The organism is Sphaerospermopsis sp. FACHB-1094, assembly GCF_014696195.1.
GTDB lineage: Bacteria > Cyanobacteriota > Cyanobacteriia > Cyanobacteriales > Nostocaceae > Sphaerospermopsis > Sphaerospermopsis kisseleviana.
In genome coordinates, this window is record NZ_JACJPT010000147.1 from 1 (window position 1) to 10,878 (window position 10,878).

General features: G+C 39.5%; 12 protein-coding genes. 7 read left to right on the forward strand and 5 right to left on the reverse strand.

Annotation, left to right across the window (positions count from 1 at the left end):
- Positions 1–251: 251 nt before the first annotated feature.
- Positions 252–689 carry a peroxiredoxin gene (locus H6F47_RS25020; RefSeq protein ID WP_096566987.1) on the reverse strand — a complete coding sequence of 146 codons (438 nt, stop codon included), beginning with the start codon at positions 687–689 and terminating at the stop codon, positions 252–254.
- A 161-nt stretch (positions 690–850) separates the two neighbouring features.
- Here H6F47_RS25020 and H6F47_RS25025 point away from each other — a divergent pair, with 161 nt between their 5' ends.
- The 5 genes from H6F47_RS25025 (at position 851) to H6F47_RS25045 (ending at position 5,130) form a co-directional block, all read left to right on the forward strand.
- Entirely contained in the window at positions 851–1,255 is a 405-nt protein-coding gene (locus H6F47_RS25025; protein ID WP_187041516.1) for an Npun_F0494 family protein, read from the forward strand.
- A 386-nt stretch (positions 1,256–1,641) separates the two neighbouring features.
- The gene (cobQ, locus tag H6F47_RS25030; RefSeq protein ID WP_190347114.1) at positions 1,642–3,114 is read left to right on the forward strand and encodes a cobyric acid synthase CobQ; all 1,473 of its coding nucleotides are present in this window, start codon (positions 1,642–1,644) and stop codon (positions 3,112–3,114) included.
- Between the two features lie 78 nt (positions 3,115–3,192).
- Positions 3,193–3,432: a 2Fe-2S iron-sulfur cluster-binding protein gene (locus H6F47_RS25035; RefSeq protein WP_096566993.1), complete on the forward strand. Its 240-nt coding sequence runs from the start codon at positions 3,193–3,195 to the stop codon at positions 3,430–3,432.
- Positions 3,433–4,381: 949 nt separating this feature from the next.
- Positions 4,382–4,753 (forward strand): type II toxin-antitoxin system RelE/ParE family toxin, encoded by a 372-nt coding sequence (locus H6F47_RS25040; protein ID WP_096566995.1) that lies wholly within the window; start codon positions 4,382–4,384, stop codon positions 4,751–4,753.
- Positions 4,754–4,782: 29 nt separating this feature from the next.
- Positions 4,783–5,130 (forward strand): helix-turn-helix transcriptional regulator, encoded by a 348-nt coding sequence (locus tag H6F47_RS25045; RefSeq protein ID WP_096566997.1) that lies wholly within the window; start codon positions 4,783–4,785, stop codon positions 5,128–5,130.
- A 44-nt stretch (positions 5,131–5,174) separates the two neighbouring features.
- Here H6F47_RS25045 and H6F47_RS25050 read toward each other — a convergent pair whose 3' ends face one another.
- The 4 genes from H6F47_RS25050 to H6F47_RS25065 all read right to left on the reverse strand — a co-directional run bounded on the left by H6F47_RS25050 (position 5,175) and on the right by H6F47_RS25065 (position 9,494).
- Positions 5,175–5,624, reverse strand: coding sequence for an SRPBCC family protein (locus H6F47_RS25050; RefSeq protein WP_096566999.1), 450 nt, complete (start codon positions 5,622–5,624; stop codon positions 5,175–5,177).
- Between the two features lie 134 nt (positions 5,625–5,758).
- Positions 5,759–7,210 carry a 9,9'-di-cis-zeta-carotene desaturase gene (gene zds, locus H6F47_RS25055; RefSeq protein WP_096567001.1) on the reverse strand — a complete coding sequence of 484 codons (1,452 nt, stop codon included), beginning with the start codon at positions 7,208–7,210 and terminating at the stop codon, positions 5,759–5,761.
- A 209-nt stretch (positions 7,211–7,419) separates the two neighbouring features.
- Entirely contained in the window at positions 7,420–7,593 is a 174-nt protein-coding gene (locus H6F47_RS25060) for a CopG family transcriptional regulator (RefSeq protein WP_096567003.1), read from the reverse strand.
- A 275-nt stretch (positions 7,594–7,868) separates the two neighbouring features.
- Positions 7,869–9,494: a hypothetical protein gene (locus H6F47_RS25065; RefSeq protein WP_190651505.1), complete on the reverse strand. Its 1,626-nt coding sequence runs from the start codon at positions 9,492–9,494 to the stop codon at positions 7,869–7,871.
- 337 nt (positions 9,495–9,831) lie between these two features.
- Here H6F47_RS25065 and H6F47_RS25070 point away from each other — a divergent pair, with 337 nt between their 5' ends.
- A complete protein-coding gene (locus H6F47_RS25070; RefSeq protein WP_096567006.1) occupies positions 9,832–10,188 on the forward strand; it encodes an iron-sulfur cluster assembly accessory protein in 357 nt (118 codons plus the stop codon).
- A 126-nt stretch (positions 10,189–10,314) separates the two neighbouring features.
- The gene (locus H6F47_RS25075; RefSeq protein ID WP_096567009.1) at positions 10,315–10,737 is read left to right on the forward strand and encodes a hypothetical protein; all 423 of its coding nucleotides are present in this window, start codon (positions 10,315–10,317) and stop codon (positions 10,735–10,737) included.
- The last annotated feature ends 141 nt before the right edge of the window (positions 10,738–10,878 follow it).

Below are 10,878 nucleotides of genomic sequence, written 5' to 3' on the forward strand. Positions count from 1 at the left end.
TTAGGGCTTGCTGAATAAACCTAAAACCTTGATATATCAAAGGTTAGAGGCTGATAAACACAGAAATTAGTGCAAGGGTTTTGAAGGGTATACCGGAAAAAGTGTGCATTTTTTGGGATTTCAAGAGATGGCAAAGAAATTTTCAAATCTCCTCCTGACTCCTGACTCCTGACTCCTGACTCCTGACTCCTGACTCCTGACTCCTGACTCCTATGCCCTCACGGAAAGACTTTTTCAGCAAACCCTAGTTATTACAAACCAAGTGCATTTAAAACATCACTAGCATGGGTAGTTGTGTTAACAGCACCATCAACATGAATAATTTTCCCGTTAGGATCGATGACATAGGTAACACGCTTGGCATAACCACCACCATCAACATCGTAAGCTTTAATCAAGGCTTGATCAGTATCAGCCAATAAGGGGAAATTGAGATTATATTTAGCGGTGAATGCTTGATGGGAGGCTTCATCATCAGCACTTACTCCCAAAACTACAACATCTTTACCTTGATATTCAGGTTGGGCATCCCGGAAACTACAAGCTTGTTTGGTACAACCTGGAGTGTCATCTTTGGGGTAAAAATACAGAACCACGGTTTTACCCGCAAAATCAGATAATGATATTGTATTGCCGTTTGTATCTTTGGTGGTAAATGCAGGTGCATCTGTACCAACTGCTAGTGCCATAATTCACCTTTCCTGTTTCAGAATATTGATGCTGTGGAAATTTTACAATAATTTACAATTGTTAGGGAATGGTGAATGGTGATTGGTGACTGGTGATTGGGTTATTCACTTTCCCCACTTCCCCATCACCCCATCACCCTATGCCCTATGCCCTATGCCCTATGACTACAATAAATTCTCCAAACTCCAAACCCTTTGTATATAGTCAGAAAACACTCCTAAGAGCCGAGCGATCGCTGATCTGTTCACCTTTCCATCTGAGTTTATGGAAAGCTATGCAAAGCCAAAGTATTGCCTTGGGTGCGATCGCTACAGAAAATGGCTTTAAGCAAGGTTATACCAAACGCCCTTTATCAGAATTAGCCTGTGATAACGCTTTAGGTTGGTTAATCGAAGTGGGGATACTACGCAGAGAAGTCGATGGACAGGGAATAACCGACGGTTTTCGCCTCACACCCCTGGGTTATCAGTTGGTAGAAAAATTCTGGGATACAGACTTGCCTGGTCCATCATGGGGCGATCGCTTAAATGATGCCATTACTCGTTGGTTTCGACTACCTTTTTAGCGGAAAAAATTGACATCTTTAGATAAGCAAGTCAAAGTGAAAACTAGGTTAAGGGAACAATAAGCTCTAACCTAGTTTTTTAATCTGCTTTTTTCCAATTTAATGAGTAGATTAGCAGATTATCAATTGATAATTGACAATTGATAATTGACAATTGTTTCATTCAAGGCTTCCGCCGTGAGCGTCAGCCGATAGCGTAGCGTGGCGTTAGCCATACGGTTTAAAACCTCCCCTTTCAAGGAGCAAAAAAGCCAAAAATTCCGCTTTTTCAATCCTCTCCTTTCCAGAGAGAGGTAATTGTCAATTGTTCACTGTCAATTGTCCATTATTGAAAAACCTTTAACTCAAAAATTACAGCGACACTCAAAAAACAAACAAGTTACCCTATGAAATCAATTATGGTAGTGGGAACAACATCCCACGCAGGGAAATCACTGATAACTACAGCTATTTGCCGTATTCTCTCACGTCGTGGCTGGCGAGTAGCACCCTTTAAAGGTCAAAATATGGCTTTAAATGCTTATGTCACCGCCAATGGTGGAGAAATAGGCTACGCTCAAGCTGTGCAAGCTTGGTCTGCGGGGGTGCCGCCTCTAGTGGAAATGAACCCCATTTTACTCAAACCCCAAGGGGATATGACTTCTCAAGTCATTCTTAAAGGTAAAGCGGTAGGTAAAGTTAGTGCTAAGGATTATTACGAGCAATATTTTGAACTCGGTTGGCGCACAATTCAGGAATCGCTAAAACAGCTAGAGACAGAATTTGATTTACTCGTTTGTGAAGGTGCGGGAAGTCCAGCAGAAATTAACCTCAAGCACCGAGATTTAACTAACATGAGGGTGGCAAAATATTTAAATGCACCGACTCTGTTAGTAGTTGATATTGACCGGGGAGGAGCTTTTGCTCATGTAGTAGGAACATTAGAGTTATTAGAACCTGATGAACGCGCCTTGGTGAAAGGGGTAGTAATTAACAAATTCCGAGGACAGCTTTCCATCCTTGAACCTGGAATTAAATGGTTAGAAGAACGGACTGGTATTCCCGTGGTTGGTGTCATACCTTATCTAGAACAGGTATTTCCAGCAGAAGACTCACTGGACTTGTTAGAGAGAAAATCTTATAAAAGTCAAGCTGAATTAAATATTGCTGTTATCCGCTTACCCAGAATTGCCAATTTTACCGACTTTGATCCATTGGAATCAGAAGCAACAGTTTCAGTAAAATACATTAGTCTTAAGCAAGATTTAGGACACCCTGATGCAGTAATTATTCCAGGGACAAAGACAACAATTGCCGACTTAATGCTATTGCAAAAAAGTGGTATGGCGGAAGCAATTCAAAATTATGCTGCTTCTGGGGGAACGGTTTTAGGCATCTGTGGCGGTTTCCAAATGTTAGGCCAAATGGTAGCTGACCCAGAAGGAGTAGAAGGGCAAGCCGGCAGATATCCAGGGTTAAATTTATTACCCCTGAAAACTGTGATCACAGGACAGAAAATAGCCCGTCAACGTCAGGTGACTTCTAATTATCCTCAGATGGGTTTACCTGTGAATGGGTTTGAAATTCATCAAGGGCGATCGCGCATAGAACAACCAACAGATAAAGACATCTGTCAACCTTTATTTGACGATGTTAATTTAGGCTTAGTTGATAATTGTCAATCTGTTTGGGGGACTTATTTACATGGAATTTTTGATAATGGTCCTTGGAGACGTGCATGGTTAAATCGTCTGCGTCAACAAAGAGGTTTAAAATCTTTACCCACAGGTGTTGCTAATTATCGAGATCAACGAGAACAGATTTTAGATTCTTTAGCTACCGAAGTAGAAACCCATTTAGATTTAACGCCTTTTTTGTAAGCAGTCAGCTATCAGTATTCAGCTATCAGCAAAAATCTGAATATCTACCTTTTTTCTGACATTAATTATCCACAACCAATGACTATGAAGATCCATTTTCTACCAGATAATGTTACCGTCGAAGCTGAAGTTGGAGAACCTTTATTAGATGTAGCAGAGAGGGCAGGGGTATCAATTCCTACTGGTTGTTTAATGGGAACTTGTCACGCTTGCACTGTCGAGTTAGACGATGGTGAAATCATCCGTGCTTGTATTACTCCTGTTCCTCCAAATAAAGAGGAATTAACCATACATCTTTTTAGTGATCCAACTTGGTAAGTTATTATTTTTTTGATTGTTTTTTGATTGTTTTTTGATTGTTTTTTTTAGTTGTCAGGAAATGGTAGGGACATGGTTATTCTGTGTCTCTACTTGAATTTTAACTTTTAAAATAGTACCTTCAATATAGATATATATTTATAGATAGGGTTTGCTGAATAAACCTAAAACCTTGATATATCAAAGGTTAGAGGCTGATAAACACAGAAATTAGTGCAAGGGTTTTGAAGGGTATACCGGAAAAAGTGTGCATTTTTTGGGATTTCAAGAGATGGCAAAGAAATTTTCAAATCTTCTCCTGACTCCTGACTCCTGACTCCTGACTCCTGACTCCTGACTCCTATGCCCTCACGGAAAGACTTTCTCAGCAACCCCTAGATAGCTATGAGTATATTTGTTACCAAATGGAGAAATAATCTAGCTATTCGCATTTCTAAAGTCAGGGAAAAGTGCAGTTCAAAGAAGTAACAGATGTAATTTTAAGTGTATCTAGCCATAGTCTGGCGATTACACCGAAAAAGCGAAAAAATACACCCTTGATGAATTATTAGATGGGATGACTCCAGAGAAGTTTCATCCTGAAATAGAAACGGGAATTTCTGAAGTTGTATAGCTGGAAAGTTTAAAAATACAAAATTGTGTTAAAAATTAATTTCTGTAAATTAAAATTTATGCATTATTGAGTATATTTATCCAAACAACCTCTTACATTTTGTTAATCCGGCTTTTATAAAAACATCAATGATTGGGGTAGACCAGAAAATAAATTATTCCATCTTATGGGGTAGGCATCCTGCCTTTCATGTAAAATAACCCAACCAATGTTGTTGGTGGGTGTTCTGACCTGTTTTTTGGCTTAAATAGCTAAAAAATTAAATATTTACGAAAATACCTGACACTTGAGGTACAATCATGATAACGTTAAAGTTATCAAGCCTGAAATTGCTAAGTGAATAAATGGAGTATAGAGTTTTACCAATATCCAAACGGTAATTCTCCTGTTTTAGATTGGTTTAAAGAACAAGATGCAAAAGTGAAAGCAAAATTGGGTCGTGTTTTTGATCTTTTGGAGGAATTTGGAACATCTGTGGGTGGAGATTATATAAAACCACTTGAAGATAAGCTATATGAAATCAGAATAGAACAGAATAAAAATGCTTATCGCATTATCTACTTTGCTTATACTGGTAAAAAATTTATTCTGCTTCATGGATTCCAAAAAAAGACTCAAAAAACCCCAAGAAAAGAACTGAATCTAGCTAAACAGCGAATGCAGGATTTTTTGCTAGAAAACAGTGAAGAACAATCATCTTCTGAATAGTTTGAAAATAACGAAAAAGGTAAACAGCAATGACTACCAAAACAATTTCTTGGCAATCCATCCGTGAAGAAGTGCTTGCAGATCCAGAGGTAAAAGCTGAATATGATGCACTTGAATCAGAATTCCAGTTAGCAAAACAAATTATTGCTATAAGAACTTCGATGGGTTTAAACCAAAGAGATTTTGCAGAGAAAGTAGGCATTAAACAACCACATCTAGCTAGAATTGAATCTGGTAAACAAATACCTAAATTGGAAACTTTAACTAAACTTGCTACTGCTGCTGGCTATTCTGTGGAAATTCATTTTGTCCCCAATCAAGAAATCAATTCCAATACCAAAATTGAACCTGTAAAAATTCTTTCTGCTTCTGCTTAAAACGAAATTAGCAGTAAAAAAATTACTGCCAATTTTCCCCATCTCTACCCATCACCCTTCACATTCAAAGCGTATTCTCTAAACCTCTCCAAATCCGCTTGAATTGTTGACTCTACAGCTTTTCCCAAAAACAAATTATCCATCAACTTACCCAAAAAACCAGGAATAGCATAGGAAATAGTCATTTTCACAATACTACCACCTGCATGGCGATCGTAAAAACGAATTGCCCCTTGATTGGGTAAACCATCCACAGATTCCCATTGAATAATTTGATGAGAAATTGTTTTAAGAATCCGAGATTTCCAGGTAAATTCTAAACCGCCTGTACTCAATTTCCATAAAGAAATCTCTGGATCATCAGGGGAAATTTTCACCGAATCAATCCATTTCATCCAGTTCGGCATTTGTTCTAAATCAGACCACAACCCCCATACTAATTCTATGGGAGCTTCTACTTCTACCTGTACGCTATGTTCTAACCAGTCAGCCATTGGATTTGTTTGATAATTGATAATTGATAATTGATAATTGATAATTGGTGATTGGTAATTCAGAAGAACCTTTACCCAGTCCCCAGTCCCCAGCGATGCACTGAGCTTGTCGAAGTGTCCCCAGTCCCCAATACCTAATTCTTCACACTTTCTAGAATGACTTTTGCTGCACGTCTTCCAGAAATTGTTGCACCTTCCATAGAATCAATATAATCCTGTTGGGTGTAACTTCCTGCTAAGAAAAAGTTAGGAATTGGTGTTTTTTGATCAGGTCTGTAAACATCCATTCCTGGTGCTTCTCTGTATAAAGATTGAGCTAGTTTCACTACACTGTACCAAGTCATGTTTAATTCTCTGGATGAGGGGAATAATTCATGGACTTGTTTTAAAACGTGCTGGGCGATCGCCTCGTTGCTTTCTTTAATAAACGGATCTCCCGGTGTCAATACTAGCTGCAACAATGAACCCTCCCCAGGACGATAATAATCTGCGGGACTAGTTAAAGCCAAATCCGCAAAACAAGAAAAATCAGCATCTGCTGTATATAACAAATTATCCAACCCCGCAGCATGATTTAACTGTTTCCGTTTTTCTGCATCTTGTAGTTCTGTCACCCAACCATCAAACCTTAACTGTACTGTAGCGACTGGAACAGCTTCAAGTTTATAAATGTTATCAAATTCTGACCATTTTCGCCATGCTTGGGGTAAAACTCGCTGAATCCCCGGTACATCACAAGCACAAACATAAGCATCAGCTGTGATTACTTCTTCTTTGTCACCTTGGGCAACTACTATACCTGTTACCTTGGTTTTTGCTTCCCCAAGAACATTAGACTCAGTGAATTGAATTTCCCGCACCTGTCTACGGGTATAGATTTTTGTACCTCTGGCTTCTAAATATTCAATAATTGGTTTATGTAAATATTCGTGGGGTGAACCTTCCAGCATTCGCAAAATAGAAGCTTCGGTTCTCACTGCAAAAAACTGGAAGATTGTCAACATACAACGGGCAGAAATATGATCGCAATCAATAAAGCCCAAAGCATAAGCGATAGGATTCCACATCCGTTTGATGCTGCCTTTACTGCCTCCGTGACTATAGAACCAGTCAGAAAAACTGATTTTGTCTAAATCGCGGATATTTCTCATTGCCCCTTCAAAGTCTACCAAACCCCGGACAATGGGGCTAGTTCCCAGAGCGATCGCATTTTGTAATTTATCCAGTGCTGAAAGTTGGGAAGTAGTGAAAAATGCTTTTAAGCCATTAAAAGGCGCACCGGTGATAAAACGAAAATCTAAAGCCCCAGTGCGTCCTCCTTTATTGATGAAAGTGTGGGTATGTTCTTTCAGGCGTAAATTGTTCCCTGCTCCCACCTTTTCCATCAACTCAAACAGATTGTAGTAGCAGCCAAAAAATACGTGCAATCCCATTTCTATGTGGTTGCCATCACCATCCACCCAACTGCCAACTTTCCCACCGACAAAGGGACGAGATTCAAAGATTTGTACCTCACAACCCGCATCGGCTAAATCTACGGCAGTAGCCAACCCAGCTAATCCTGCTCCTACAATTGCAACACGCATTCCCAAGTTCCTCTATTACTTACGCCAAGCTGCGCTATAAGTTTCTTTACAAATTGTAACTGGGTTGGTGTCAGAATAGGTAATGGGTAATGGAGACTGGGGATTGGTGACTGGGGACTGGGAAGAAAGCAGGGGGAGCAGGGGAGGCAGGGGAGGCAGGGGAGGAAAAGATTTTTACCAATGCCCAATGCCCAATGCCCAATGCCTCATTAAGCATTACTCTTACTATCTTCAGAAAGAGGTAAACTTCTAATCAACTCACGAATCACATCAGTAGCGGGTCTACCTGTCTGCTGACAATATTTTTCTAATTTTTCCGCTTCCTGAGTTGCTAGGTTGACGGTTATGCGTTTAACAGCCCATTTTTTATTAGTCATTATCATGCAACTTGCTATGTGTTAACGGTTGTCAAAATGAATCCAAAAGTAAAAGGAAAAAATGATACTATCAGAGATTTGCTCAAATAAACAGGAAGATCATAAAATATATCTAAAAATTCGCCGTCAAGATAGATAAACTAAACGAACCAAGTTGATCTTTTTAACAACAAATTATGCAGCAATTACTATAGGACTTCATTGTAGAAAACCACAGATCAAACCAAAATAATTGAACTCAGTGTGGATTTGATGACTATCTGTGGTAACTACACAGAAAATTATTCAAATTCTAGTTGGGGCATAAGTTGGAGAGTACCAATACCTAAATCTTGAGTAGAGAGCGATCGCGCTTCAAACAAAGCCATCATATCTTTTAACCCTGGATTACCACGAGCAGCACCTGTCAATCCCTTAGCAATGATCAAACCGCAATATCCATTAGTTTGCTGACACCGCTGATTCCATTTTTTCTTAGCTTCAACGTGAGTGGGATCATCCTCTGGAAATTCCCCAAACAGGAACAGATCCCCATTCTTTGTTTGTAACAAACCTAAATCATATCGTTCACCGTCTAAGGGATTAGCACCTGGATTAAAGCATATAGCTTTCAATCCTCCAGCAGCTTGAATATTTTCAATCACCGTTTTAGCTTTGGGGCGGGAAGTTTGAATTAAAATCACGGGTAAGCCATCACCGACTGGTTGAATTTCCTGTCCTGCATGATAATTCACTTCCTGACGTAGAGAATTCAACATCTCCCAAGAAATCACTCCTAAACTCAAAAATGAATCTTCTGGGATCAAATCATCCCGCAATGTGCGGATCTCGGTATCCTCATCCAACTCATCTTCATCTGAAAAATCAAACCCTGCCATTTCCTCTAACTCTGCTGCTAATTCTGGCATAGTCGAGACAGTGACAGACACGGATTTAGTTGTTTCATCGGGATGGGGTAGAGAAATGCGATAACGTCGGTTGATGGGGGGGAAGTCTTCTTCGTATAACTGATGACGATAATCACGGATAAAGCGGATCAAACTTTCTAGTGCCACAAATACTACAAGTGCTTCTTCCTCGTATAAAATCGAGCGTAATCCTTCTAAGGGGTGAATATTACCAAAAGTAGGTTCAATCTCCGATAGGGGTAAATCCGCTAAATCTTCATCTTCATCTTCATCCACTTGATCAAAGGTGAGAAATAAGCAATCTTGCTTTAAGAAAGCTGCTTCTAAACCTTGCTCTGATTCTTCATCCTCTAAAATATCTGCACGGAACCGCTTGAGAGATTCTTCTGAACGATATAACAAAACACCATACTCCATCCCCAGCATTCCCATGACTGAGACATAGAGTGTCCCCACATCCCATTTATTTATTTCTATAGACAAGATTTGCTGTTCTTCCAGAAAATCCCAAGGTGCTGCTTCCCAAACTGCAAAAGCCTTTTCATTCAGAATTTTTGCATATTGTGGAGGTAAATTAGGAATTTGACTATCAACTATATCCGCAAAAGAGCGAAATAGTTCATCAATTAAAGGTAATTCTGGTGCGTAGTCAATAGCAATATCCAAATCTTGCAAAACTCCCCGCAGGTAAAATTGAATTTCCCTGTCTTTGACCACAATTCTTTGAGGTCTAGCTGGTTTAGCAGGACTGTGGGGATGCTCCATTGCTCGCATTAAGGTGCGAACTATTGCTTCTGGTCCAAGGTCGGGAGATACCATATCCATACCTCTAACAATACCTTGAGAGCCATCCACCCAAAGGATACATTCCCCTTGGGACTCTTGGGAATCTCTGGATGACACTGGTGATGACAACGGACGGCGATCGCCCTCCCATATAGAAGGAATTTGGATTAATTTCTTCAACCGACGACTGGTAGAGCGATTAAAACTTGTCATAGATTAAGTGAATCAAAAAAAGCTATTTGGAAGTCAAATGTGGGGAATGGCTAAAATTCGGCTCAAGTTTTCTGTTAATAACCCTACTGTACCTGAAGAGTGGTTGCTGCTCAGACTGCTTGTGGCTGAAACTCAGAAAATACCCCATCTCTAAATACACCAAACCTCTCAATTTTAGAATAAAATTCCTTGGCTGCTGTTGACAAAGTATTGAGAATTTAACGTTTTCACCTCACCAATGCCGCTAAAATAGAACAAAAATCAAAAAATCAGCATCCAGGCTATCAACGGCATATACCAGTTAATATTTAGACTAATTAAGGAGTGTAAACAGCAGATGACACAAGCAACCCAAACTCAAGAACGCGGCATTATGCTAAGTGAAGCAGCATTGCGCCAAGTAAAATCTCTCCAAGCTAAACAAGGTCAAGATTTATGTTTACGGGTTGGAGTTCGTCAAGGTGGTTGTTCTGGGATGTCTTACATGATGGATTTTGAAGATATCAGCAAGATCACTCCCCAGGATGAAGTTTTTGATTATGACGGCTTTAAAATTGTTTGCGATCGCAAGAGTTTATTATATCTCTATGGTTTGATGCTTGATTACAGTGATGCCATGATTGGTGGTGGTTTTCAGTTCACCAACCCCAACGCTTCTCAAACCTGCGGTTGCGGTAAATCCTTTGGGGTATAATAGGGGACTGGTGACTGGTGATTGGTGATTGGGGATTGGGAAAGATTAATAAACCAATGCCCCATCCCCCATGCCCCATGCCCCATGCCCAATGACAAATAACTAATGACTAACGACAAATAACAAATGACTATTACAGTTGAAGAATTATTTGATACAGGTTTACAACGCTACAAAGACGGTGAATCAGCCGCAAATCTTATTCCTGTATTTAAAGAAGTATGCGATCGCTCTCCTAGAGCTAGTTCAGCTTGGATTTGCTTATCTTGGTTATATCTTCTAGAAGGTAAAGCACAGTTAGCCTATAAAGCTGCCAGCAAAGCCGTAAAAATTAATCCCCAAGATCCACAAGGTCGAATTAATCTCGCTGTAGCCATGTTAGAAACCGGTCAGAAAGGTTTACGAGAACATATCGACATAGCAAAACAATTGATTTTTGTCAATCAAGAATGGGAAGAAGAAGTAAAAAACAGCATTGAAGACGGTTTAACTAGAAAACTCGATTGGCAAAGTTTGGCTAAAGTCAAAACATGGCTGTTTGAAGAATAATTGGTGACTGGTAATTGGTAATTGGTAATTGGTAATTGGTAATTGGTAATTGGTAATTGGTAATTGGTAATTGGTAATTGGTAATTGGTAATTGGTAATTGGTAATTGGTAATTGGTAATTGGTAATTGGTAATTGGTAAT

Excerpts from the sequence above, each read along its gene's own strand:
- zds (WP_096567001.1), bottom strand. The coding sequence starts at position 7,210 with ATGCGTGTTGCAATTGTAGGAGCAGGATTAGCTGGGTTGGCTACTGCC.
- cobQ (WP_190347114.1), top strand. The coding sequence starts at position 1,642 with ATGAAATCAATTATGGTAGTGGGAACAACATCCCACGCAGGGAAATCA.
- H6F47_RS25020 (WP_096566987.1), bottom strand. The coding sequence starts at position 689 with ATGGCACTAGCAGTTGGTACAGATGCACCTGCATTTACCACCAAAGAT.
- H6F47_RS25075 (WP_096567009.1), top strand. The coding sequence starts at position 10,315 with ATGACTATTACAGTTGAAGAATTATTTGATACAGGTTTACAACGCTAC.
- H6F47_RS25045 (WP_096566997.1), top strand. The coding sequence starts at position 4,783 with ATGACTACCAAAACAATTTCTTGGCAATCCATCCGTGAAGAAGTGCTT.
- H6F47_RS25025 (WP_187041516.1), top strand. The coding sequence starts at position 851 with ATGACTACAATAAATTCTCCAAACTCCAAACCCTTTGTATATAGTCAG.
- H6F47_RS25050 (WP_096566999.1), bottom strand. The coding sequence starts at position 5,624 with ATGGCTGACTGGTTAGAACATAGCGTACAGGTAGAAGTAGAAGCTCCC.
- H6F47_RS25065 (WP_190651505.1), bottom strand. The coding sequence starts at position 9,494 with ATGACAAGTTTTAATCGCTCTACCAGTCGTCGGTTGAAGAAATTAATC.
- H6F47_RS25060 (WP_096567003.1), bottom strand. The coding sequence starts at position 7,593 with ATGATAATGACTAATAAAAAATGGGCTGTTAAACGCATAACCGTCAAC.
- H6F47_RS25035 (WP_096566993.1), top strand. The coding sequence starts at position 3,193 with ATGACTATGAAGATCCATTTTCTACCAGATAATGTTACCGTCGAAGCT.
- H6F47_RS25070 (WP_096567006.1), top strand. The coding sequence starts at position 9,832 with ATGACACAAGCAACCCAAACTCAAGAACGCGGCATTATGCTAAGTGAA.